We start from the raw sequence: 25096 nt of genomic DNA on the forward strand, positions 1-25096 counted from the left end.
ATTAATCCTTGAGTGTCGCGCTTACAACGCGGTTACGCCCATCTCCTTTGGCCTGATACAAAGAGCGATCAGCCAGTTCGAGCAATTCATGGAAAGTTGTGGAGGCGCCTGTCTCGAATGTGGCCGATCCAATGCTTAGCGTGACGACAGACGCTACAGAGGATCCGCTATGCGAAATGGCCAGGTCATAAACCGCCTGGCGCAGTCGCTCTGCCAGCAAGTGAGCCATAGCCCTGTCCGTAGCAGGCAACAGAACAGCAAACTCCTCACCACCTAAGCGAGCTACCAGGTCGCCTGCTCGCGCAATGCTGCCTCTCATGGCCGAGGCCACCAGACGCAGGCACTCGTCCCCCTGGGCATGTCCGTAGGTGTCGTTGTAGCGCTTGAAGAAATCGATATCGCACATCAACACAGACAACGGTTGACCTGAGCGCTGGGCGCGGCTGAACTCGATATTCTTTACTTCATCGAAGTGCCGTCGATTGGGTAACCCTGTCAGTGGGTCGCTCCGGGACAACTCCTTCAATTGAGCATTGGCTTCTCGTAACGCCTCCTGGGTTTGCATGATGTCGCCCAGCTGCACCCGATGCCGGGTACTGTGCAGGAGCATTTGAGCGGTCATGGCCAGCAGGGCGTGTTCATCGGGCCGCCAGACGTCAGCGACTTCCTTACGAATAAACACCAGAAAGCCCAGTTGCTCGTCACCTGCGCCTACCGGAACAAACGCAGTGGCTTCGGCATCCAGTAATTGGAAGGTGGCAGCACCATAGGCTGAAAGTACTTCACTCAGCGCCTTGCCCGAGGTAAAGGTGACCGGCCCGCCCTGATCCAGAAGCACGTCCAGATGCGCCAGTTGTGCAGCGTTGATCTGGCTTTCCGGGGCGATGCATGTTTCACAGCGCCAGTGCATGGCCAGACGAAAGTAAATGCCTGACTCCTCGCGCACATACCAGAGGGCATAACAAGCGCCCAAACGCTGAGCAACCTCACTCAGACAAGACTGTTGATAGAGCTCCAGCCGCTCATAGGGCGCGCGGATCAGTCGGTTGGAAAGCAGCAAAACCATTTGCTGCGCCTCGGTCAGGCTTTGCAGCTCAGCCGTACGGACCTGTACACGCTCAGCCAACTGATCGCGGTGCGCAGCAAGCTCCTTTTCGTACATATGCTGCCGCCCCAGATACCCGGAGAGGTTGCTTTGCAGTTGATTGATGCCCTGAACAAGCAGGGTCAACTCATCCTCGCGCTTGGCGGACCGGGAAAGCCGTAGAGGAAGGTCAAGCCGTTCGGGCGTCAACTCCGTCAGATGAAGCGCAATCCGCCGGATATGCACAGTAACCAGACGACTGAACATGAGGATGATCAAGCCGGCCAGCAAGATCGATTGCAGGAGCTGAAACCCGACGATTGAGACCACGACCGATCTCATTTCAGACCAGAGCAGGTCTTCATTGCCATACAGTATCAACTCACCGACGGTTTCCTTACTGCCGGCGTACGGAGAAAAGACCAACGGAACACGGCGGACCGGAGCCAGGTTCGAATCTACCCACCCTGTGCGGGAACGAACCTGAACCACTGGAATGTGCTGAGCTGAAAGCACAGTCAATTGAACACGCGCCACGGACTCGATATGAACAGCACTGTCCAAATGTGCTTCGACCGCGTCCTGGTCCATATCCCAAACGGCCTTGGTTAGCGTGCGTCGGTAAACCTGCTCGATCAATCCCAGTTCGATGTCCATCTGCTGGACATGCTCATGCCACACCGCCCAGGTACGAACCCCTACGGTAACCAGCGTGAAAAAAAAGCAGAATCCCAGCGTGACAATCACTAAACGCCAACCTAGCGAATGGCGACCCTGTGGCCAGCGCTCCAGCAACTCCACATGAGCGTTATCCGTTTCTACAGCCATTTCTTTTTCAAGGCCTCATAGATACCGTTACGCTTGATCTGCTCCAGTCCCTCACGAGCACGGGCCACCACTTCATCGGACGTTTGGTTGCTGAAGGCCATGTACAGTCCTTCGTTGCGTCCGAAATCGGTAAGCGGATAGGCGAGGGTCATGACATCATTCCAGTCTTCCCCTGCCTGACGGGCCAAATATTTCCCCATGACAGCATTGGCAATCCACAAATCCACTCGTCCATGCTTGAGCTTCCGGTAATTCTGCTCATAGGTGTTGCTGGACTGAAGGTTCAAACCAGTAGAGAAACCCTGTGACTGCAAATATTGCTCGCCTACATCGCCAAGAACCGTAGCGATCTGGTAAGACCTGGCCTCTTCGAGCGTACGAAGAGAGATGTCCCGAGCGCGAGTGCTGAACAGCCCCCACTCGGCTGGCGCAATCACGCCGACCCATTTGAACAGCAGGTCTCGCTGGGGGATGCGTGCAATGGAATAAATCAGCACATTCTCATCGTGCAGTGCCGTGTCGTAAGCCCGAGCCCAAGGCATTGACTGAAACGTGCCCTTGAGCCCCGCCTGGGCCAATACAGCTTCTACAACCTCTGTACTAAAGCCGGTCAGCTTGCCGGAAACAGTCATGTTGTAGGGAGGCAGCTCTTCCGTGACGACGCGCAGCGATACCTCTTCGGCATGAAGAGGCTGCAGACCGCCTATGAGAAGCGTCAGCAAAAATAATACGGTCTTTATTTGGCTCATCGCCCGGTTCCAGGAAGCACAAAGGCTTGTCACGTTTTGTCTAATAGTATTTATCGCTCAGGCGATACAAATCTTTACTGGGCCCGGACGGAGCGCTAGTGGAGTTTGAAAGCGCGAAGTGGATTGCTTGCCTTTGCTCACAGGTCGACAATCACATAAACCCTGATGAGATCACTGCCATGCTCGACATCGACCTCTGCTGGAGCGCCGTCTGTGCTCGTGATGCGACCCATGACGACCGATTCGTGTTTGCAGTCAAGACCACGGGTATTTATTGCCGTCCCTCCTGCCCTGCCCGCCGCCCACTTAAGGAACGCGTGGCGTTTTACACTTCACCACACGAAGCAGAAAAAGCCGGCTATCGCGCCTGCAAGCGTTGCCTCCCGAACCGGGAAAGTCCCGACAAGCAGCAAGATGCCTTGATTCAGGCAGCGTGTACTCTGCTTGACCAAGCTGAGCAGCCCCTACCCTTGGAGCAACTGGCCGCTCGCATTGGGCTTTCGCCTTCACATTTGGCCCGGTTATTCAAACAGCGTACCGGACTTACGCCCCGTGCCTGGGCTGAGGCCCGCCGCCAGCAGCGCCTGCAAGCCAATCTGCCCAAGTCGGACACCGTCCTGGAGGCCGCACTGGCCAGTGGATATGGCAGCAGCCGCGCCGTCTATGAACATCCCCATGCACTGGCCCTGGCGCAACGTCGACGCAAGGGTGCAGGTGAACACATTCGTTATGGTATCGCGGCATGTACGCTTGGGCAGGTATTGGTCGCCAAGACTTCTCGCGGTCTCTGCGCTGTATTGTTTGGAGATGAGCTACCCGCCCTGGAGCAGGAATTAACGGAACGCTTCGCCGCTGCCCATTGCGAACGTGATGACGCAGCCCTGGCCGATGAGCTTGTGCATGTTCATGCACAGCTTGATGAGCCGACCCACTTAAGCGCGCTACCCCTGGATATGCAAGGCAGTGCTTTCCAGCAGCGCGTCTGGCATGCCCTCATGAAGATTCCGCCCGGAGAGACGCGCCGCTACGGAGAGCTGGCCGTAGAGCTGGACAGTCATCCACGCGCTATCGCTCGAGCCTGCGCCAGTAATCCCCTAGGGCTGCTGGTGCCCTGTCACCGTGTGGTCGGGGCTACTGGAGCCCTTACCGGATACCGCTGGGGGATTGCACGCAAGGAAGCACTACTCAAACGCGAGGCAGAAGTGATTGAAACGAGTAGAGAGCGGTCGCGGTCCATCTAGATAACAGGAACATCCAAGGAGACCGTTATGCACAACCTGCATCGCTATGCCATTCGTTATCGCTTCAATGGCGAGCCGCTTGAAGAACAGATGGAAAGTTTCGAACCTATTACTCAGGAGCAAGCCATCATGCAGCTGCTGATCAAGCATGTCCCTGAACCCACGGGTGTGGTGGATGCGCCCTGGGAGCTACATGCCCAACCTAGCATCGAGCGGCGTGCCGTTGAGGTCGGGCTGAGTGATGTCTGTATCCAGGAAGTAGCCTGAGGCGCCAGGCGGCGCCTCGAACCCGATGCCTTATACGGTCTCGGAAGGCTCCACGGCCTTCATCTGGGATTGTAAATAATTTTCCAGTCCCAGCTTATCGATCAGGCGCAGTTGCTGTTCCAGCCAATAGGCGTGGTCTTCCTCGGTATCCTCAAGCTGTACTACCAGGATTTCGCGGCTGACAAAATCGCCTACGCTGTTGCATAACTCGATGCCCTTGGCCAAGGCTTCGCGCACCTCATATTCCAGCGCCAGATCGCTACGCAGCATGTCCGGCACCGTATGGCCCACGTTAATCTCCTTGGGGCGCATGTCAGGTTGCCCTTCCAGAAAAAGAATGCGGCGCAGTAGGGCATCTGCGTGTTGGGTTTCCTCTTCCATCTCATGGTTGATGCGCGCATACAGGCGCTGATAACCCCAGTCTTCATACATTCGGGAATGAATGAAGTACTGGTCGCGCGCGGCCAGCTCGCCACGGAGCAGGTCCTTCAGATAATCGATAACGTGCGTGTGACCTTTCATGGGTTACTACCTAATCAAATAGTCGCACCGGGCCGAGTATTGGGGTCAACTCAGCCATGGCGGTGGTGGAGGCTCATCATTGGACGAAGGGGCATCAGCCTCCTTGCGAGCGGCCTGACGACGTGCTTCTTCGCGGCGAGCATCTTCGATCTCGCGCATGACGGACGAAACATCGGTCTGTCCTTCCGGTTCAGCATAGACGCCTGTAAGTGGCGTATCGGGATGCAACTCGCCCTTTTGATAAAGCGCCCACATCTCCGGTGCATACCGGGTCTGCTTCAGCTCAGGTGCGAAGCGTCCAAAATACTGAGCCATGTTTTCTACATCCCGGGCCAACATACGGAAGGCATGGTTGTTGCCTGCCGCATCGATGGCCTGTGGAAGGTCGATAATCATGGGGCCATCAGTTGCCAGCAGTACGTTGAACTCAGACAGGTCACCATGTACCAACCCGGCACATAGCATAAGTACAACCTGCCTGATCATTAGCTCATGATATTCCAGAGCTTCATCGGGCGTCAGGGTCACGTCGTTCAGACGCGGAGCAGCATCTCCCCGCTCATCTGTCACGAGATCCATCAGCAGGACGCCATCCAGGAAATCATGCGGCTTCGGCACGCGAACGCCAGCGCCCGCCAGCCGGTACAGGGCGGCAACCTCGGCATTCTGCCAGGCCTCCTCCCGCTCTTTCTTGCCATACTTGGTGCTCTTGGCCATGGCGCGTGCCTGACGGCTATTACGCACCTTGCGGCCTTCCTGGTACTCGGACGCCTGACGAAAGCTGCGCTTGTTAGCTTCCTTGTAGACCTTGGCGCAACGAACCTCGTCGCCACACCGGACTACATATACGGATGCCTCCTTGCCGCTCATCAGCGGGCGCAGCACCTCATCAATCAGGCCGTCCTCGACCAGAGATTCCATGCGCTTGGGTGTTTTCATCTGTTTGTACGTTGATCACTTCTGGCCATACTTACATAACGTTATACGTCATGACGCACCGCTCAGCAAAAATCGCTCGCACAAGCGGCGCCCTCTAGTCCGCGCATAGGTTCATTTCATGGTTCTTGAAAAACCGATAAAACCGCTTGAGATCGCTCTGGGCCTCCTCCAGCTCGATCGGCGCGAAGCGCACCTCATGGTAGGCAGGACACTGCGCCAGGCGGCATAGATCCACCGGATGCACAAAGCCAAGGACCGGATACCCTCCCATTGTCTGGCAGTCTGCCATCAACACAATAGGTTGGCCTTCCGGTGGAACCTGAACGGCACCGGCCAGAACACCCAGCGACCATTGGCGGACGGGCGGTTCCAACGAGGCATCTCCCTGTAGGCGAATGCCCATGCGATCTGCCTGGGGACTGACCTGCCAGGGTGAGCTGAAAAAACGCTCCCGCTGCTCTTTTGCAAAGGCTTCGCCATCACCGCCCATGACCAGACGCAGCGTAGGAGATTCACGGTAGTCTGGAATGAAACGGCTCGCAGCCCCCAAGGCCTTGTCAAAGGCATTGAGTCCGGGGCTACAGCCTAAAACGTCATCAACCCGTAGCGCCTGCCCATCACCGCCCAGACCGCCCAGCCCCTCCCGACGGTGCGTCGCCACACTGCCCAGAATAGTCTTAGCTACAAAGCCACCAACCACGCCCAGATACGCGCGCTGTCCAGCCTGGGCAAATCCGAGTTGCAACCGTTGTCCGGTCTTCATGCAGAACCGCGACCAGGCTGGAACTGCCTGCCCGTCTACCGTCGCGCCTAATGGAGCACCCGTCAATGCCAGCCAGGTATCCACTTGTGCCTCCAGCTCTACCCCGCCGAGGGCAATTTCCACAACCGCGCTGCCATAGGGGTTTTCAAGCAAGTGATTGGCCCAAGCCGCTGCCTGCCGATCCATTGGGCCCGACGTGGATACGCCCAAATGACGCCAACCATAGCGGCCAGCGTCCTGCAATAGACTCAGCGGCCCCGGTTTAATGACCTTCAGCCCTCTCATACCTGACCTCCTGCGGCGCGATACGTGGCCTCATCAACCGCGACGAAGCGGACCCGATCACCCACGGCAAGCGGGCATGGCGGTTCAGCCTGCGGATCGAACAGCGGCCAGGCACTCAGTCCGAGAATGTGCCAGCCAGCCGGCGATGCCTGGGGGTAGATCGCTGTCATGCGCTCGGCAATCGCCACACTACCAGCCTCCACGCGCGGCCGCGGGGATGCCAGCCGGGGCAGCACAATCTGCTCATCCAGCTCTCCCATGTAGGCGAAACCAGGCGCAAATCCGATGGCGCCAACCAGATAGTCGCGCCCGCAATGCAAGGCGATAACGGCATCGACCGTTAATGAGCAGGCGGCAGCCACTGACTCTAGATCCGATCCACAGTACCAGACAGGCACTTCATGCCGGCGCGAAGGGCTCTGGACGGCCTCCGGCTCCTGACGCCATACCTCGACGATAGGCGTGACGCGGGCCTGGATATCCGCCAGGTCATAGCGCAGCAGATCATAATGAATGAGCAGCGTGTTCCAGCCGGGCACCAGATCGATAACAGCATCACCCAACGCCTGCTGAACCAGATCAGCCAGACGCGCAATACGACCGGGTAAATCCGGGCTGGGCGTCTGAGCCAGTGTCAGAAGTAGCGCCTCGGCGCCATAAGGCTCAATCCGAATCATGCGGCATCCAGAGCCGCCCGCAGGCGACGTAACACAGCGAGGGATTCGGCATTATCACCATGAACACACAGGCTGTCTGCCGTCAGGCGCATGGGCTGGCCATTGAAGCCTGGAAATGCCTCCCCGCGAGAAATGGCCACCGCCTGCGTCAGGATACGTTCAGGGTCATGATGCACCGCACCTGCTTCGCGGCGAGGCGCCAACTGCCCGTCGGGCAAATAGGCCCGATCAGCAAAGGCCTCTCGCAGCAGCGGAACACCCGCTTGCTCCGCCAGTTGCTGTTCGCGAGTGTTGTCCGTCTTGGCAAGCACCATCAGCGGAAGCCCTTCGCGAAAACTCGCACAGGCCTCAAGCACAGCCTTGAGCAGGGTATCGTCACGCACCAGATCGTTATACAAGGCGCCATGGGGCTTTACATACTGCACGGTAGTCCCTGCCACACGGCAGAAGGCTTCCAGAGCACCTATCTGATAGAGCACCAGCGCTTTTACTTCCTCAGGTGAACAGGCCAGGTGTCGACGCCCAAAGCCCACCAGATCCGGATAAGCGGGATGTGCGCCAATCCGAACCCCATGCCTGACAGCCAAGGCCACGGTTTTCTGCATCGTCAGCGGGTCTGAGGCATGAAAGCCACACGCCAGGTTGGCTTGGTCCACCAAGGGCATGGCATGGGCATCGTCCCCCATTGTCCACGCCCCGAAGCTTTCGCCCATATCGCAGTTCAAAAGGATACGCGTGCTCATATCAGGATTCCCTTGATGCGGAAAAACCAGTCTTTGGGGAATTGTGTTAGCTGTCCAACAAAACTTTCCTACCCCCGGCGATAAGGCTTTATTGCGTCAGGCCGGCAAAGCCTGTTCGGGTCCGACCTGTGTACAAAAGCTGCCCACTACCTGTTGGCTGAGTGCCACAATGGCCTCGTTCAAGGCAAGCCCGACGCCTGTACGCCAGCTGGCATACACCGCAAACGAAGGCGGCGCCTCGAACGGCAGAAGCGTCAGTGCTCCGCGCCTCAACGCCTCGCTGACCAACGCCGGCGGCAGCGCGGCAATACCAAAGCCGTCGCTGACCAGCTGGATAATCGCCGCCGCCGAGTTGACGCAGGAGATTCGTGGCGTCGAGCTGCCCTGCTGATGCAGAAAGTTAAGCAGGTCCTGATGAGGACGCGAATTACGTGAGAAGGTAATCAGTCGTTCGCAAGCCAGCTCACCCAGGCTGCTGTACACACGATTGAGTGGTGAGTCGGTTGCGACCACCCAGCGGATGGGATAACTGGCAAGCCTCAGATTCCGTACGCTCTCGGCTCGCAGAAGATCAGTCTGGAATACCAGGTCGAGCTGACCTTTCAGCAGCTGGTCGCTCAGATTGAGCGCCGTATCTGCCAGCAATTCGATTTCTACGTTCGGATGGGCCTCGGAGATACACGTGAACAAGGCGCTCAACCAGCTATGGATAACCGTATCCATGGCGCCGATGCGCACGCGTCCGTTCAACCGTGTTTCCTGTCCAAGCACTTTGCGCAGGTCATGCCAGGTATCAATCATCTGCTCGGCATAACTCAAGACTCTCTGACCGTCGGCCGTCAGCGTCACACCCCGTGGGTCACGCAGAAATAGCTGGACACCCAGCTCGCCCTCCAGCACAGCGATACGGCTGGAGATGGCCGCCTGGGTGCTGGACAGTTTTTCAGCCGTCAACCGAAAGCTGCCCAGACGCGCCACCCAGACAAATGTTTCGAGAAAGCGAAGGTTCATGCTGGCTTACCATTCTCGTGGAGCAGTTCACTCTACCCCCTTTACGCGGCTTCCTACTACGGGTTCCCAGTTACCACGCCCTCGCAAAGGCACACTTTTTATCAATCAGCAGTGAACACTTTTATTTGTTGGACGTTATCAACTATCCATATAAAAAATGGGGACGCTTGCCTTGAGCAAGCAGCTGCACGCATCCGGCATTGTCTGGTCGATACCTGTAGCGCTATCGCTTTGGATGCAGCCATAACAAGAATTGGCGCCGGCTCGGGCGGCGTAAACCATCAAAGGAGGCGTTCCCGATCGCCTCCACACAGCCGTGAAACCCACCTGCCTGGGCGTAACCGGCGAGGGAGACTCCCCCATGCAAACCACAGTCAACCTGTGGCCGCTGATCGGTGTGCTGGTCATCGTCATCGGCTTTGTGCTGCGCTTCAACCCTATGCTGGTCGTAGCACTGGCAGCATTGGTGACTGGTTTTGCGGCCTTCATGCCGTTTGAAACCATTCTTGCCACGATTGGTGAAGGTTTTGTCAAAACCCGTGCCCTTCCCCTCATCATCCTCCTGCCGCTCGCCGTTATTGGCCTTCTTGAACGGCATGGCCTGCGTGAGCATGCACAGAACTGGATCGCCAAAATCCGCACGGCCACGGTAGGCCGACTCCTGATCTTCTACTTGTTTGTACGGGAGCTGACAGCTGCGCTGGGACTGACCAGTCTAGGAGGGCACCCGCAGATGGTGCGTCCGCTGCTTGCGCCGATGGCCGAAGGGGCGGCGGAAAACCGCTACGGCAAGCTGCCTGAGAAAATCCGCTACAAACTGCTCGCCCTATGTGCCGCCACCGATAACATCGGTCTGTTTTTTGGCGAAGACATCTTTGTCGCCTTTGGCGCCATCGCCCTGATGCATACCTTCCTGCTCGGCTCCAATATCGACGTAGAGCCGCTGCACATTGCGGTATGGGGCATTCCTACCGCGATCTGTGCGTTCATCATCCATGCCATTCGCCTCAAGCGCTTCAATAGCCAGCTGGAGCGCGAGCTGGGCGGAAAACGTCTGGACGCCGACCATACGCCTATCGGCCGTCAGGAGTGATGCCATGATCCTCTCGATTCAATACCTTTACTGGCTGGCCGGTATCATTCTGGCAATCACTGCGATCATGACGTTTGCTGACCGCCAACACCCCAAACGCTGGACAACCGGTGTGTTCTGGGCGCTGTTCAGCCTTGTCTTCTTGGTAGGCGATCTATTGCCGCCCGCCTGGGTAGGCGTAGGCGTGCTGGTCATGGCAGTCATTGCAGGCACGGGTGGCGTCGGGCTTGGCAAACATGGTGAGCTGCCGGCGGAAAAACGTCAGGCCAGTGCGCTGCGCCTCAAGAACAAGTTGTTCATCCCTGCGCTGGCCATTCCGCTAGTAACCGTGATCGGCTCGGTGGTGGTTAAGGACCTGCACATAGGCGGTCTTCCACTGCTGGATCCCAAGAACACCACCTTCGTCTCCCTTGGCGTAGGTTGTCTGGTTTCCCTCGCCCTCGCCTGCTGGTTGACTCGCGATACTCCCGTGCAATCCATGCGCGAATCGCGCCGCCTGACCGAAGCCTTGGGCTGGGCCATGGTGCTGCCGCAAATGCTCGCCATGCTGGGGCTCCTGTTCAACGACGCGGGCGTTGGCAAGGCTGTCGCACACCTCACTACGGCTTATATCAACATGGACTTCCGCTTCGTGGCCGTGACCGTGTATGTCGTGGGCATGGCGCTGTTCACCATTATCATGGGCAACGGCTTTGCAGCCTTCCCGGTGATGACCGGTGGCGTGGGCGTCCCGATTCTGGTCGGGCAGTACGATGCCAACCCCGCCGTCATGGCAGCTATCGGCATGTTTTCGGGTTATTGCGGTACGCTGATGACGCCTATGGCAGCCAATTTCAACATCGTGCCTGCCGCCCTGCTGAATTTGCCGGATAAGAATAGTGTCATCAAGGCACAAATCCCCACCGCCTTGAGTCTATTGGCAGTTAATATCATGCTGCTATACATCCTGATGTGAGGACTGCCATGACCACCATCCTGTTGACCGGATTCGAACCGTTCGAAAACGAGCCCGTGAATCCTTCCTGGGAGGCCGTGCGCCAACTGGATGGCTTGAACCTGGGCGATGCTTACATCATCACGCGCCAGCTACCTTGCGTCTTCGGTGCGGCGCTGGTGTCGCTGGATCACATACTGGCAGCGCATCGGCCAGCACTGGTCATTGGCGTAGGGCAGGCTGGCGGACGTACAGACCTGAGCATCGAGCGCGTTGCCATTAATATCAACGATGCGCGTATCCCCGATAATAATGGCCAGCAACCCATCGATACACCTGTGGTGCCTGGCGGCCCGGCTGCATACTTTTCAACGTTGCCTATCAAGGCCATCGTGCGGGCGCTCAGAGATGCCGGTATTCCTGCCTCCGTATCGCAGACGGCTGGCACATTCGTCTGCAACCATGTTTTCTATGGGCTGATGCATCGCCTTGCAGGTACGAATGTACGTGGCGGCTTTATTCACATTCCTTACCTGCCCGAGCAGGCTGCCCGGCATCCCGGCCAGCCGTCCATGGCGCTGGAAACATTGGTCGCGGGCCTGGGCATTGCGGTGAAGGCCGCCATGATGACGCCCACTGATCTCAAGGAAACCGGCGGGCAGTTGAATTAACTGTCTTTAGCCAAGACCGTGGAGGAACAATCCGTACGTCCACAGTCGCACTCATGGGCTAGTCATATCGATCCCATGCGGGGGGGACCAACTTCAGGCCGTGGTTTCCCTTGTAGTTCGCTCGCTCAGGGGATGACCAGCCCGCGAGCAAACTGTTATCCAGTGAATAGATTTCAACGCCCAGCGGGCGACAGACTGATAATGGATCCCGGGCATCCGGCCCCCATAGCGCAACGGAAAGATCGCCGCCCGGGCAGGTCGACAAGGCGCACAGCACATCGATCTCGGTAAAGAACTCCAGATAATCCCCCTGCTTCGCCGGACAAGTCTTCATGAAGTACATGTCCTCATCATTGAGGCCAGTAACCTGAAAGATATTCAATACATCATGCACATCGAATTCGGTTAGCCCGTAAGGCAGCACTGCACGCGTCAGGTTTGAATGGCAATGATGATGAAAATCCTCGCCGGTCAGCAGCTTGTTGACATAAGGGTCGCAGCGAGTCCCAAGAAGATCATGAACACGCCCGCCATGTTCATCGATACCATAATTGGCCAGGGTATCGTCCGTGATGGTGACCATAGGCCGTAGAAAGGGAAGGTTCGACCACAACCGGTCATAGGTAGAGACATGAGCGCCCTGTAGTTGACGCGTCCGGGCTGCCCATAGCCGCTCCCGTGGATCATGGGCATTCCAGATATTAAAATCGCCCACCTGTGGCCCTACGGGTGTCGTAATGCGGAACAGGTGTCCGGCGGGCACTCGCCACGCCCGCCCCGTGCGGATTGGAACCTCGAAGGACTCAATAAGCATCCGTTTGTCCTTGGCCTCACGGATACGCTCATAAAACGCCGTGTCCACGGACAGGGCCGAACCTTTGCTCGCTTGATAAGCAGCAGGATAATGCTTGTACATGTCAGCTCCTTTCCTAGAGAAAATCCGCCATACACAGGTGATGCAGTACCGCTAGCACAATCCAACACTAACCGTGCCTCCCGTTGCAGGCCAGAACTGTTTTTATCCGCAGAGAAACAGGCTGCTTGGTAAGCCTTTACACTAGGGGTCCTGCTGACTGGAGCCGTTGATGTCTACCCTGCTTGCCGATTGGCGTTACCGCCCCATGCACCGTCGCGTCTGGGTGCTGGCTGGCCCGATGATTCTGTCTAACCTGACTGTACCGCTTGTGACCCTGGTCGATACCGCCATTGCTGGCCACCTGCCGGACGTACACGATCTGGGCGCCGTGGCAGTGGGCGGCAGTCTCTACACGACAATGGTGGCGGTGCTGGGCTTTCTACGCATGGGAACGACGGGTTTCGCTGCGCAGGCAAGCGGCCGTGCGGATGGCAGTGCGCTTCGGCAGATTCTTTTGCAAGGTCTACTGCTGGCGTTTGCCCTGGCGCTTGGTTTGATGGGCCTTTCGCTGATGGGCCTTCCTGTGTTGCTGAATAGCATGACGTCGTCTCCTGCCCTAAGCGAGGCAACCGCGAGCTTTTTCCAGATTCGCCTGCTGGGCCTGCCTGCTGCTTTGTCCAGCTACGCGCTGATTGGCTGGCTACTAGGTACCCAAAACGCTCGCGCACCACTGGCGATGCTGCTGACCACCAATATCGTCAATCTATTGCTCGAAGTGCTGTTCGTGTTTGGCCTTGAATGGGGGATTCGCGGGATTGCAGCAGCGACAGTTTTAGCCGAGTGGATAGGCGTAGGGCTTGGGCTGTGGCTGGCGCGCCAGACGTTGCACCATATGGCAGGCTCGATTCGGATCGACTTGCTTAAGCGCTGGTCTACCTGGCGATCCCTACTAGCCGTTAACCGCGACATCTTTATCCGCTCATTGGCCTTGCAAGGTGTTTTCTTCCTGATTACTTTTCAGGGTGCGCGTCTGGGCGATGCTACCGTGGCCGCCAATGCCTTACTCCTTAATGGCCTGATGGTGACAGCCTTTGCCCTGGATGGGCTTGCCCATGCAGTAGAAGCCTTGGCAGGGCATGCTATTGGTGCCCGTGATCGAACAGCACTCCGGCAGACGCTTGTCATTGCAGCCGGCTGGTCACTGCTGGCCAGCCTGGTATTTGCCATAGGGTTTGCCCTGTTCGGCACGCGCTTCATCGACCTGCAAAGCGATATTCCAGCGGTCCGGGAAGCGGCGTATACGTACCTTCCCTACTTGGCCGTGCTGCCGGTCATCGCCATGAGCAGTTACCTGCTGGATGGTTTATTTATTGGAGCAACCCGCGCGCGCGAAATGCGTAATGCCATGCTTATTGCCGCGCTGCTTGCCTTGCCCTTAGGGGTATTGCTCAAAGACTTTGGCAATCATGGGCTATGGCTATCGTTTCTGAGCTTTATGGCGCTACGGGGCCTTGTACAAGGCCTTCAGGCTTGGCGAATGGCCAAGCAAAACGCCTGGATACCCGTTCCGCTGAATCAGGACCTATCGTAATGCACAAAAGTTCGGTAATGGCTTGGCTGAGAGCGGCAGGGTTTAAGCCAACGGACAATGCAATCAATCCTTATCTCGTTGGCAACGCACCGCCTCTCCGAAGGTCATAACAAACGAAGCGTCCCCTGAGATAACGTGATTGCATCACCTGCACAGGATTCATCATGCACGCTGCGCCTGCACATCCTCGTGAAGCCGAGCGCCAAAAAGCGCTGGAATCACTTGAAATACTCGACACTCCAGCTGATGCCTATATGGATGCGCTGGTGCGAATCGCCCGTGATCTGTTCAAGGTCGAGTGGGTGCTTATCAGCCTGATCGATTGCGAACAGCAACGCATCAAGGCTAGCTGTGGAAAGCCATTTAGCGCCACATCACGCAGTATTGCCTTTTGTGCACATGCCCTGATTGATACTCATCGCCCTCTGATCGTGCCAGATGCCTTGAGCGATGAACGCTTTGCGTCCAATCCTCTGGTGATCGAGCCTCCTTACATACGCTTTTATGCAGGGCACCCCTTGATCGCGCCCTCAGGCCTGCCAATCGGCACCCTGTGCCTGATGCACTCCGAACCCAAGCAGCTGACCGCTCAGGAGCGTTGCCGCCTGAGAGACCTTGCTCAGATGGCCGACGGGTATTTGAAGCTGCGCAGTTTTTCAGAGCAGACCCGATACTTGCGTACCGTCATCTCACGCGAACGGCGCCGTGCGATGCTCGATCCTCTAACCCAGTTATGGAATCGCGCTGCGCTGGAACATTTCTACCCGATTGAGCAAGCGGCAGCCCGACGGGATGGTGAACGAATCAGCGCCCTCTTCATCGATCTGGATCACTTCAAGGTGGTTAACGATCAGCATGGTCATGCCATAGGCGATCAAGTCCTGGTCGAAACCGCGCATCGGATCGCCATGACGCTTCGCCCCCACGATTTATTGCTCAGGCTGGGTGGCGAAGAGTTTGTAGTCATTGCAAGAATCGACAAAGCGGAGCAGCTGGACGGCATTGCCGAGCGTATACGTCTTGCCATTGCCGAAGATCCGTTTGTCACTGCTAACGGACCTGTTGCCGTTACAACCAGCATTGGTGGCGCCGAAGGTGATGCGGAGGAGCCTGCCGAATCGCTGTTACAGCGTGCTGACACAGCGCTTTACCAAGCGAAGCACGAGGGCCGTAACCGCGTTGTATTGGCCTTGAAATAAAAACAATCAAGGAACCTCGGAAGCATTTACCAGCCCAAACAGATGTGACCCCTATTCACTGGAGGACGCCTGTATGCCTGAAGCCGATGACTACCCCAAGGAAGATCGCCAGTCCGAGACCCTGGATGACAAGACGCCGGAACATAGCAAGAAAGAAAACATCGACAAGATCAAATACGATTCCGACGACATCATTCCCCCTGGCGTCTGGTAAACCCCTCATTGATGGGTAGGCCTGAAATGCCATCCAGGCCTACCCGAACGCCAGATCCTGCCTCCAATCCTCTAATTCAACGCTACTGACATGCGGTATGATGCGCTCTGCCATCATTCGCCCCTCACATCGAGATGTCATGAAATGCGAAAGTCAGGGTATCTGCTAGGCGCTATTGTTGCGCTGCATGCAGGCGCTTCCCAAGCGGTAGACGGCTATAAGAATTTGCACTTTGGTGATAGCAGGCAGACGGTCCTTGAGAGCAAGATCTGTACTTTAACTCCACGTACTGCGCCTATCGAAGGACTGGAATACTACAGCTGTCCTGACCTCAAGTTGGGCAAGGACAGCCTTGAGGCCGGCCTGTTTTTTATTGACAACCGTTTTTTACGGATCTCGATCGTTACACCGGTGGAAAAGAGCTTTCTGATTGCTCAAGGGTTAACGGAGAAATACGGACCGCCCTCCTCTCAATCCCCCTCGGATCACTTCATCAAGCTGGACAACCAACCTAACAGCCACGCGTTCATGGCGTTCGACAACAACACAGTGTTCTATAAGTTTTCGACCAACGCAGACATGAAGCGGCAAGCGCTCCTGATCTATACCTCACCTGATTACGAAAAAATTCTGGTCAAAAAGCAGCTTAAGGGCATCAATCCTGATCTTTAGACGGCCACTGACAAGCACTACACGTTGAGGACGTCTAGCCTCAAATGCCAGCTTGGCGAGCTGTCCTACAAAACAGTGAAATATTTTCGAAATACCATGGAACAATAGCACATGGCCAGTGTCTGACCCCGACGTCAGAGTTGTGATGGTTTCGTAAATACGGTTTTATTCTATCTCAAACTCTTTTTACGTAGAGTCGTTATTAGCTTTTTAGTTTTGGTCAGTAACAAACAGCATGCTCATGCTTAATAATCTTTAAAGTGAATCCTTGTTTTGGATTAACTTTTTAGAACTTTCACTGTGCGTACAGCAACCATAAATCATGAAGGACTTATGATCTCTCGTTGTTATTAAAGCGGCTTAGCCTGAGCAAGGAAGCAGGACCCGACAGGCATAGGGACGAGCAGTTAGCTCCCAACTTGTTACCTCTAAAAATTCGTCTTAGTTTCAACTTTTGAATCAAGGATAGTTCAATGAATAGTAGAAATGTTTGGGTTGATTATGCCAAGGCTATTGGCATAATCCTGGTTGTCTATGGCCATGTACTCCGTGGACTTTTGAATGCCGACATCATCAAAGCCGGTGTCGAGACGCACATGCTTGTGGATAGCATCATCTATAGCTTCCACATGCCATTATTCTTCTTTCTGTCTGGCCTGTTTTTCTTCAAATCGCTAACGAGCCGCGGCGGCAAGGGAGTGTTCGTCAACAAGCTAGATACCGTGGTGTATCCCTTCCTTGTCTGGTCAATCCTGCAAGGCCTGATCGAAGCCTTCCTATCGCGCTATACCAATGGCGACGTTACGCTGGGTGAGGTCTTTTCTCTGCTGTGGCAGCCAAGAGCGCAGTTTTGGTTCCTGTACGCACTGTTCTTTGTATTCGCCCTTTCTATCGTGCTGTATGGCAGCAAGTCGAAGAAGGTCTTTTTGCCCATCTTCCTGCTATCCGCTGTAGCCTATGGGCTTCAGGAATATGCACCTCGCCAGATGCTGGTTGATTTCCTGATCCAGAACTTTGTCTTCTTCGCCTTTGGCGTGTGGTTCACGAATATCGCTGCCGCTATTGAGTCACAGCCGGGCCGGATTGCAATCTTTACGCTTTTGGTTACAGCCGGATTGGAATATCAATTCCATATTATCTCGCATCACACCTATATCGATCGCGGCTGGATGTCATTGATGGTGGCCCTATCAGCCATTCTGCTGGTAACAAGCGTGTCTATGGTGCTGGCTCGCAAACCGGTCCAATGGTTCATTACCATCGGGACCCTGTCCATGCCGATCTACCTGATGCACATCCTGGCCGGCAGTGGTGTACGAGTCATCCTGAGCAAGTTTTTGCATGTGGATAATGTCTATTTGCATATTTTTGCAGCTTGCGTCGTTGGTATTATCGTACCGATCATTGCCGCTAAGATCATGCTGAAACTTCGTATGGACTATATGTTCCAAGCGCCCAAGTTAAACTTCTTAAAAAAGCAACCAAAGCATTCGAGTAACGATACACCCCCGGTTGCTTCCTAACCGCTTCATTAAAAGCCCTGCCAATCTTACTGGCAGGGCTTTATTTTTATTATTAACCGATTATTATCCAAGCACCGTTAAATTCTTAAAATAAAAGTAGCGAGCGGATAGTTAATGCCTGTTGACTTGGAATCTTTATTAAAAGAACTGGAAGCGTTCGGGGAAGTTAACGATAGTCGTATCCATGAGCGCTCTGGCCGGATGCTCAATATCACACGTAACACAGGTGAGTTTCTTTACGTGATGGTGCAGGCTGCAAATGCTAAGCGTGTACTGGAGATTGGAACATCCAACGGGTATTCCACCCTATGGTTGGCAAGAGCCGCTCAAATGATCGGCGGGGCTATCCGCACAGTGGAGCTCTCCGAGACCAAAATCGAGTTGGCCAGGCAGAATTTCAAGCGCTCTGGGCTAGACGCTCTGATTACACAAATTCACAGTGACGGCGGCTCGGTGTTGGCTGCACAGGATAACAATTCGTTGGATCTCGTATTCCTTGACTCCGAGCGCCATGAATACTGTGGTTGGTGGTCCGATCTCAAAAGAGCCCTGCGCCCTGGCGGCCTTTTGATTGTGGACAATGCACTATCCCATGTCGACGAAATGGCTGTATTCAAGGCGCTTGTTGAGCATGATCCAGACTTTTCGACCTGCCTTGTGCCGGTAGGTAAAGGCGAATTCCTCGCCACCCGCAGATCCTGAACATAGCCCTGCACGGGAATGAACTTATTCCTGCGTAGGGCTTTAGCTTTATTTTGCTAGATCGCGTCTTTCTCGGGCGAATAGTGCGTCAACGGGTGGATTGGTGCCGCCTGCTCGATGTGCGGCACATCGAAGGTTACCCGGCCTGACCCACTGGAGCGGGCTGCGGCAGACACGCTTGAATAATGTCCTGAGAGGTTATACGGCTCAAGCCTATTTCCGTTAAAGCGTCCGGTCGTCATTATATAACCATGACCTGAGCGCCCTAAGCGTTGACTCCACTGTGGGTATTGGGAGCGCCCATCATTGGCATCGGATTCGTTGGCTATATGCAGCAGGTCACGGGTGTCCGCAATACCGTCGCTCATAGAGCCACTCGTGTTTTCGAAAGATGTATCGCGATCCGCTGCCAGGGCGGTGTAGCTTACGGTATTGATTACTGCAAACGCTGCGATTTTCTGAAAGAGATTCATCACACTGTCCTCGCTGGCTATGGATGAGCAAGCACGGTCAGGTTAGAAAAACAGCACTTAACAGCGTCTGAATCGGGACTTAATACAGGCTGAACAAAGCCCATACCAGAAGAAAGGTAAAACTGGCCAACGGTGGGAGACCATTGGCCAGTGGATTATCAGGCGTCCTGATGGTAACGGGTAACACGCTCGACTTCGTCTTTCGAGCCAAGGAATACCGCTACGCGCTGGTGCAAACCTTCCGGCTGGACTTCCAGAATACGCTGATAACCATTAGTAGCGGCACCGCCTGCCTGCTCGACCAGCATGGCCATCGGGTTGGCTTCGTACATCAGACGCAGCTTGCCGGGCTTTTCCGGTTCACGGGCATCACGTGGGTACATGAAGATACCACCACGGGTGAGAATACGATGCACATCGGCCACCATGGAGGCGATCCAACGCATGTTGTAGTTCTTCTCCAGCGGACCTTCCTTGCCAGCCAGCAGCTCGCTTACGTAACGCTGTACCGGCGGCTCCCAGTGACGCTGGTTGGACATGTTGATGGCGAACTCAGCGGTTGTCTCCGGAATGGAGATGTCCTCATGCGTCAATACGAAGCTGCCCAGTTCACGGTCCAGGGTAAAGCCTTTGACGCCATCACCCAGGGTCAGAATGAACATGGTCTGGGGACCGTAAATCGCATAGCCTGCAGCGACCTGCTCAGTGCCCTTTTGCATGAAGGCTTCTTCAGTGGTATCACCGTAGGTGGCACCTCCATGATCCTTACGCAGCACAGAGAAGATGGTACCGACCGAAACGTTTACGTCGATATTGGACGAGCCATCCAGCGGATCGAACATCAGCAGATAAGCGCCCTTTGGGTACTCACCTGGAATCTGGTGAACCTGATCCATCTCTTCGGAGGCCATGCCCGCCAGGGTGCCGCCCCACTCGTTGGCTTCCAACAGGATTTCGTTGGACAGTACGTCCAGCTTCTTCTGAACTTCGCCCTGAACGTTTTCGGTGCCCATACTGCCTAGTACGCCACCTAGCGCACCCTTGGATACCTCATAGCTGATTCGCTTGCAGGCACGGCCTACGACTTCGATCAGAAAACGCAGATCGGCTGGAGTTTTATGACTACGGGTCTGTTCGATCAGATAGCGGCTCAGCGTAATACGGGACATGTGACGCTCCGGTAGAAAAGGTTCGCGCAGTGTAGCGCGGATGCTCAAGCTCCGTCTCAAGCGAAGCGGCCTACAAGCCCCACCCAACGTTCTGATTGTTCGATAGACAAGGTCTGCACGCCGCTATGGACGCAGCAACTCCACGGCTATGCTAACACCGCGGCCGAGCGCTAGGCTTTCGGCGCTGGAATAGACTGCGTGACCCGCTTCCAGTTCAGGACGCGCACTATCTAGAATGAGCGACCAGTGATGGCCGTCACGAGATAGCGCTAACCGACACGTCTGGGGATGGTTTAACGGCTGAAAACAAAGCCATAACCGCTCCGCCCTCAAGTGGCCAGCCCCGTTCATGGGCGACAGCACCAGCGCCAACGGTGAAGGTTCAGGCTTATTCCAGCCAGCTTCGTCCAATGGCTCACCTTCTGCGTCGAGCCACTGCACACTGATCCAGTCTCCATGGGCAGGACGCCCTATAAAGTGCTCCGCCTGTAACGCCTTGTACTGACGTCGCAGTGCACTCAGCCGGGCGACAAAATCAATCTGTCGCTTACCCGCTGGATTATTGGCAAGTGTCCAGTCGAGCCATGACAGGGGATTATCCTGGACATAAGCATTGTTATTACCGTGTTGGCTACGGCCAAATTCATCACCGGCAGTAAGCATCGGTGTGCCGCCTGCCAGTAGGACTGTAGCCAGTAATGCGCGCTGATCGGCAGCACGCTGCTCATGGATGTGGGGATCGTCAGTTGGTCCTTCAGTTCCGTTGTTCCAGCTGTGGTTGTCCTGCGTCCCGTCACGGTTCTCTTCACCATTGGCTTCGTTATGCTTGTGCGCATAGGTCACAAGGTCCGCCAGGGTAAAGCCGTCGTGAGCTGTCACGAAATTGATGCTGGCATCAATATTCCGACCGTTTCGGTCATAGAGATCAGCACTTCCTGACAGTCGGGTCGCCAAGGCACCGCGCAGGCCGTTATCGCCCCGCCAGAACTTGCGCACATCATCGCGGAAGTCATCATTCCATTCCGCCCAAGGGCTGCGGAATTGCCCAACCTGATAGCCGCCAGGGCCGATATCCCAAGGCTCAGCAATCAGCTTGACCTGTTTTAGGATCGGATCTTGGGCAATGGCCAGCATGAGTGGCGCGTCGACACTAAAGCCGGTCTCTAGCCGGCCCAGGGCAGGCGCGAGGTCAAACCGGAAGCCATCGACGCCTGCGGCCTCCACCCAGTAGCGTAGGGAGTCCATCGTAAGACGTAACCCCGGCTCGCGTTGCAATGCCAGGCAATTACCGCAGCCTGCATCGTTGATATAGATCGAAGGATCATCTGGATGCAGCCTGTAATATCCACGATTATCCAGGCCTCGCATACAGAAGGTTGGGCCCAGTTCGTCACCCTCCCCCGTATGATTGAACACCACATCAAGAATGACTTCGAACCCTGCGGCATGCAGAGCAGCCACGGTTTCGCGTAACTCCAGGATGGCATCGCGTCCGGCCAGACGCGGATCGACGGCCATCATGGTGACAGGGTTATAGCCCCAGTAATTGCCCAGGCCCAGCTTAGGTAAATGGCGGTCATCAGCCCATGCCGCAATGGGGAGCAGCTCCAGCGTAGTCACGCCCAGCTTTTGCAGATACTCGATCACGGCGGGTTGCCGAAGTCCGGCCAACTTGCCGCGCATGGCTTTGGGTACTTTGGGGTGCTGCATGGTCATGCCGCGTACATGCAGCTCGTAAATCAGGCTTTGACTGCCCCTGTAACGCGGCCCTTCAGGGTCAATAGGCTCCAGCGGTGCCTGAACAATGGCCTTGGGAACATGGGCTGCACTGTCGCGATGGTCTGGACGATCATGATGATCAGGATCGAAACCATAGACACTGGGATGCAGAACGAACTGGCGGTCCACTGCTTTGGCGTAGGGGTCAACCAAGAGCTTATGCGGGTTGAAATAAAGGCCTTGGGATGGCTGATACGCACCATAAGCACGCAGACCATAACGCTGTCCTGCCCTACCTCCTGGAAGATACCCATGCCAGACACTGCCCGTTTTCTCGTGAAATACGAGCCGATGGGTTTCAAGGTCACCTTTGCCGTCATACAGGCAGAGCTCCACACGCTCGGCCTCCGGCGCCCATACGGCAAAGTTGATTCCATCGCCGACAAGGGTCGCGCCCAGTTCGGCAGGGTTTCCAGTTTCGAGATGAGTGATATGGCGGGGCACAGAGGATCTCCGTAAAGCAGGACAAAGCCGGCACTCGAAAGGTGCCGGCTATTGAGACTTACAAGACTTGCCAGATGTCCGTAGCGTATTCGCGAATGGTCCGATCCGAAGAGAACCAGCCCATGCTGGCCGTGTTAATGACCGCCGAACGCCACCACTCATCTGGCTGATTCCAGCGCTGCTCGACAGCCACCTGTGCATCCCAATACGCATCGAAGTCAGCACATACCAGGAAGCGGTCATGCCAGGTCAGCACATCCAGCAGACCGTTGTAACGCGACGGGTCATCTGGGGAAAACTGTCCACTGCGGATGGCTGAAAGCACAGCAGACAACCGCGGCGAGCGGTTAATGATGTCTGAAGAGTTACCGCCCATGCGCTGGCGCTCCTCGACTTCCGCTGCCTTGAGCCCAAAAATGAACATGTGCTCCTGGCCAACGAACTCACTCATCTCAACATTCGCGCCATCTAGCGTGCCAATGGTAAGCGCGCCGTTCAGACCAAACTTCATGTTGCTGGTGCCTGATGCCTCAAGTCCGGCTGTAGAAATCTGCTCGGAAAGGTCCGCCGCCGGGATGATCACCTCTGCAAGGCTCACATTGTAATTAGGCAGGAACACTACCTTGAGCAGGTCACGAATGGCAGGATCATTATTCACCACCCTGGCAACATCGTTGGCCAACTTGATGATGAGCTTGGCCTGGTGGTAGCTGGCAGCCGCTTTGCCTGCAAAGATCTTTACGCGAGGCGTCCAGTTACCGTTGGGGTTGTCCTTGATAGCCTGATACAGCGCAATGGTCTGCAGCAGATTCATCAGTTGCCGCTTGTATTCATGGATACGCTTGATCTGCACATCGAATATCGCGTCGGTACTGAGGGTGACGTCCAGATTCTTCTTTACCAGTTCGGCAAAGCTGTTTTTGTTATGTAGCCGCTGACGGGCAAAACGATCCCGGAAATTGGCATCGTTGGCATAGGGCTTGAGCCGGGGGAGCGCTTTTTCAGGATCATGCTGTACCTCGTCCCCCAGCACATCTACCAATAGGTCAGTCAGCGCAGGGTTGGCCTGGTAGAGCCAGCGGCGGAATGTAATGCCGTTGGTTTTGTTGTTGATCCGATTGGGAAAGAGCCTGTGCATGGAGCGGAATACTGTCTTGCGCATCAGCTCGGTATGAAGCGCCGATACACCATTAACCTTATGCGAACCGATAAAGGCCAGATTGCCCATGCGTACCCGACGCCCATGGCTTTCGTCGATCAAGGACACATAAGACAGCATGGAACCATCGGTCTCGCCCCGCGCCCGGAGCGAGTCGAGGAATTGTGCATTGATCATGTAGATGATCTGCATGTGGCGCGGCAGCAGGCGCTCCATGAGATAGACCGACCAGGTCTCCAATGCCTCAGGCAGGAGCGTGTGGTTGGTATAGGACAGAGTATTGACCGTCGTACTCCAGGCTGCATCCCATGGCAGGCCATATACATCCACCAACAGGCGCATCAGCTCAGCTACAGCAATGGCTGGGTGGGTATCGTTGAGCTGGATAGCCGCATGCTCGGGCAGGCTCATGATGTCGCCGTGCTGCTTGATATGGCGACGGGTCAGATCAGCCAGCGAAGCCGCAACAAAGAAATACTCCTGGCGCAGGCGCAATTCCTGACCTGCCTCGGTGCTGTCAGCCGGATACAATACGCGGGAGATGCTTTCAGCACGGGCCTGATCGGCTACGGCACCCACGTGATCCCCTGCGTTGAAGGTGTCCAGCTTGATGTTCTCTACCGGACGGGAGCGCCACAGGCGCAGCGTATTGGCCCCTTCCCCGCCCCAGCCCATGATGGGCGTGTCGTAAGCTACAGCGCGAACCTTCTCACCCGGTGTCCACACCTGGCGCAATGAATCGCCCTCATAAGGTGTGACATGGCCGCCAAACCCAATCTCGTACACTACCTCGGCACGTTCGAACTCCCAAGGATTACCGAAATCGAGCCAATTCTCTGGCTGCTCTTGCTGGAAGCCATCAACAATGACCTGACGGAACAACCCGTGTTCGTAACGAATACCGTACCCATGGGAGGGAATGCCCAGCGTAGCCATGCTTTCCATGAAGCAGGCCGCCAGGCGTCCCAAGCCCCCATTACCCAAAGCAGCATCAGACTCCAGCCCCCGGATACGTTCAAGATCTACACCCAGGTCCGCCAGCGCGCGGCGTGTTTCCTCAAGAATGCCCAGGTTGGACAAGCTGTCGATCAACAGGCGGCCAATTAGAAACTCCAGGGAGAGGTAGTAGACACGCTTCTGGTTGGTCCGATAGGCCTCTCGCGTACGGCTCATCCAGCGATCAACAATATAGTCGCGTGTCGCCAGGGCAGTTGCCATGAACCAGTCATGGTCCAGAGCATGCTCAGGGTCCTTGCCTACGTCATAGGTCAGCTTGGAAAGGATGTTGGAACGCAGAGCTGCAACTTCGTTAGGCGAAATGAAACGGGCTCTCGTCATCTAGTAACAACCTCGGTATAACGAACACTGATAGGCTGACCGGCAGGGGCGCCTGAAACCCTTTGGCGAGACGCATCGACCGGCCCATGATTAAGGATGCATACCTATCTTTGTAGGTCGAAACGGCAAATAGGTCCAAGGAATCGACGACTTTTTTATGCGTCGATTCC

General features: G+C 55.8%; 24 protein-coding genes. 11 read left to right on the top strand and 13 right to left on the bottom strand.

The genetic code is table 11. The features are described 5' to 3' along the window. Window position 1: 1 nt before the first annotated feature. Together IEX86_RS12050 and IEX86_RS12055 are read right to left on the bottom strand one after the other, a co-directional pair. On the bottom strand, window positions 2–1912 hold the full coding sequence (locus tag IEX86_RS12050) for a diguanylate cyclase (protein ID WP_188866383.1): 1911 nt from the start codon (window positions 1910–1912) through the stop codon (window positions 2–4). Continuing rightward, entirely contained in the window at window positions 1903–2661 is a 759-nt protein-coding gene (locus IEX86_RS12055; RefSeq protein WP_188866384.1) for a substrate-binding periplasmic protein, read from the bottom strand. Before IEX86_RS12055 ends, IEX86_RS12050 begins: the two co-directional genes overlap by 10 nt. Before the next feature lie 179 nt (window positions 2662–2840). Here IEX86_RS12055 and ada point away from each other — a divergent pair, with 179 nt between their 5' ends. Further along, the gene (gene ada / locus IEX86_RS12060) at window positions 2841–3902 is read left to right on the top strand and encodes a bifunctional DNA-binding transcriptional regulator/O6-methylguanine-DNA methyltransferase Ada (protein WP_188866385.1); all 1062 of its coding nucleotides are present in this window, start codon (window positions 2841–2843) and stop codon (window positions 3900–3902) included. Between the two features lie 27 nt (window positions 3903–3929). Continuing rightward, window positions 3930–4169, top strand: coding sequence for a hypothetical protein (locus IEX86_RS12065; protein ID WP_188866386.1), 240 nt, complete (start codon window positions 3930–3932; stop codon window positions 4167–4169). Window positions 4170–4199: 30 nt separating this feature from the next. Here the strand turns inward: IEX86_RS12065 and bfr are convergent, their stop codons facing one another. The 6 genes from bfr to IEX86_RS12095 form a co-directional block, all read right to left on the bottom strand. Then, window positions 4200–4691, bottom strand: coding sequence for a bacterioferritin (gene bfr, locus IEX86_RS12070; protein WP_188866387.1), 492 nt, complete (start codon window positions 4689–4691; stop codon window positions 4200–4202). Window positions 4692–4736: 45 nt separating this feature from the next. Continuing rightward, window positions 4737–5630 carry a PA4780 family RIO1-like protein kinase gene (locus IEX86_RS12075; protein ID WP_188866388.1) on the bottom strand — a complete coding sequence of 298 codons (894 nt, stop codon included), beginning with the start codon at window positions 5628–5630 and terminating at the stop codon, window positions 4737–4739. A gap of 94 nt (window positions 5631–5724) precedes the next feature. Beyond that, the gene (locus IEX86_RS12080) at window positions 5725–6678 is read right to left on the bottom strand and encodes a 5-oxoprolinase subunit C family protein (RefSeq protein WP_188866389.1); all 954 of its coding nucleotides are present in this window, start codon (window positions 6676–6678) and stop codon (window positions 5725–5727) included. Further along, on the bottom strand, window positions 6675–7355 hold the full coding sequence (locus IEX86_RS12085; protein WP_188866390.1) for a 5-oxoprolinase subunit B family protein: 681 nt from the start codon (window positions 7353–7355) through the stop codon (window positions 6675–6677). The genes IEX86_RS12080 and IEX86_RS12085 overlap by 4 nt, the downstream gene beginning before the upstream one ends. Then, complete coding sequence (locus IEX86_RS12090) at window positions 7352–8098, bottom strand: 5-oxoprolinase subunit PxpA (RefSeq protein ID WP_188866391.1); 747 nt, start codon at window positions 8096–8098, stop codon at window positions 7352–7354. Before IEX86_RS12090 ends, IEX86_RS12085 begins: the two co-directional genes overlap by 4 nt. 96 nt (window positions 8099–8194) lie before the next feature. Next, the gene (locus tag IEX86_RS12095) at window positions 8195–9109 is read right to left on the bottom strand and encodes a LysR family transcriptional regulator (RefSeq protein ID WP_188866392.1); all 915 of its coding nucleotides are present in this window, start codon (window positions 9107–9109) and stop codon (window positions 8195–8197) included. 361 nt (window positions 9110–9470) lie between these two features. On the opposite strand from IEX86_RS12095, the gene IEX86_RS12100 reads away from it, so the two are divergent. Genes IEX86_RS12100 through pcp form a run of 3 tightly spaced genes read left to right on the top strand, consistent with a single transcriptional unit; the run spans window position 9471 to window position 11807 of the window. Further along, a complete protein-coding gene (locus IEX86_RS12100; RefSeq protein ID WP_188866393.1) occupies window positions 9471–10202 on the top strand; it encodes a DUF969 domain-containing protein in 732 nt (243 codons plus the stop codon). 4 nt (window positions 10203–10206) lie between these two features. Next, a complete protein-coding gene (locus IEX86_RS12105) occupies window positions 10207–11157 on the top strand; it encodes a DUF979 domain-containing protein (RefSeq protein WP_188866394.1) in 951 nt (316 codons plus the stop codon). An 8-nt stretch (window positions 11158–11165) separates the two neighbouring features. Continuing rightward, window positions 11166–11807: a pyroglutamyl-peptidase I gene (gene pcp, locus IEX86_RS12110; protein ID WP_188866395.1), complete on the top strand. Its 642-nt coding sequence runs from the start codon at window positions 11166–11168 to the stop codon at window positions 11805–11807. 58 nt (window positions 11808–11865) lie between these two features. Here pcp and IEX86_RS12115 read toward each other — a convergent pair whose 3' ends face one another. Continuing rightward, window positions 11866–12723: an urea carboxylase-associated family protein gene (locus tag IEX86_RS12115; protein ID WP_188866396.1), complete on the bottom strand. Its 858-nt coding sequence runs from the start codon at window positions 12721–12723 to the stop codon at window positions 11866–11868. A 169-nt stretch (window positions 12724–12892) separates the two neighbouring features. On the opposite strand from IEX86_RS12115, the gene IEX86_RS12120 reads away from it, so the two are divergent. From IEX86_RS12120 to IEX86_RS12145, 6 genes are all read left to right on the top strand, one after another. After that, entirely contained in the window at window positions 12893–14254 is a 1362-nt protein-coding gene (locus IEX86_RS12120; protein ID WP_188866397.1) for an MATE family efflux transporter, read from the top strand. Window positions 14255–14418: 164 nt separating this feature from the next. Then, entirely contained in the window at window positions 14419–15453 is a 1035-nt protein-coding gene (locus tag IEX86_RS12125; RefSeq protein WP_188866398.1) for a sensor domain-containing diguanylate cyclase, read from the top strand. Between the two features lie 73 nt (window positions 15454–15526). Beyond that, a complete protein-coding gene (locus tag IEX86_RS12130; protein ID WP_188866759.1) occupies window positions 15527–15667 on the top strand; it encodes a hypothetical protein in 141 nt (46 codons plus the stop codon). Window positions 15668–15811: 144 nt separating this feature from the next. Beyond that, entirely contained in the window at window positions 15812–16339 is a 528-nt protein-coding gene (locus IEX86_RS12135) for an HI_1492 family protein (RefSeq protein ID WP_188866399.1), read from the top strand. 473 nt (window positions 16340–16812) lie between these two features. Further along, complete coding sequence (locus IEX86_RS12140) at window positions 16813–17862, top strand: acyltransferase family protein (protein WP_188866400.1); 1050 nt, start codon at window positions 16813–16815, stop codon at window positions 17860–17862. 114 nt (window positions 17863–17976) lie between these two features. Then, window positions 17977–18564 (top strand): O-methyltransferase, encoded by a 588-nt coding sequence (locus tag IEX86_RS12145; RefSeq protein WP_188866401.1) that lies wholly within the window; start codon window positions 17977–17979, stop codon window positions 18562–18564. A 56-nt stretch (window positions 18565–18620) separates the two neighbouring features. On the opposite strand, the gene IEX86_RS12150 is transcribed toward IEX86_RS12145, so the two are convergent. From IEX86_RS12150 to IEX86_RS12165, 4 genes are all read right to left on the bottom strand, one after another. Beyond that, a complete protein-coding gene (locus IEX86_RS12150; RefSeq protein WP_188866402.1) occupies window positions 18621–19037 on the bottom strand; it encodes a hypothetical protein in 417 nt (138 codons plus the stop codon). Window positions 19038–19195: 158 nt separating this feature from the next. Further along, window positions 19196–20206, bottom strand: coding sequence for a class 1 fructose-bisphosphatase (locus IEX86_RS12155; RefSeq protein ID WP_188866403.1), 1011 nt, complete (start codon window positions 20204–20206; stop codon window positions 19196–19198). Between the two features lie 123 nt (window positions 20207–20329). Further along, window positions 20330–22429: a glycogen debranching protein GlgX gene (glgX, locus tag IEX86_RS12160; protein WP_188866404.1), complete on the bottom strand. Its 2100-nt coding sequence runs from the start codon at window positions 22427–22429 to the stop codon at window positions 20330–20332. A 58-nt stretch (window positions 22430–22487) separates the two neighbouring features. After that, the gene (locus IEX86_RS12165; protein ID WP_188866405.1) at window positions 22488–24926 is read right to left on the bottom strand and encodes a glycogen/starch/alpha-glucan phosphorylase; all 2439 of its coding nucleotides are present in this window, start codon (window positions 24924–24926) and stop codon (window positions 22488–22490) included. Between the last annotated feature and the right edge of the window lie 170 nt (window positions 24927–25096).

This window comes from Pseudomonas asuensis (assembly GCF_014646755.1).
Classification (GTDB): Bacteria; Pseudomonadota; Gammaproteobacteria; order Pseudomonadales; family Pseudomonadaceae; genus Chryseomonas; species Chryseomonas asuensis.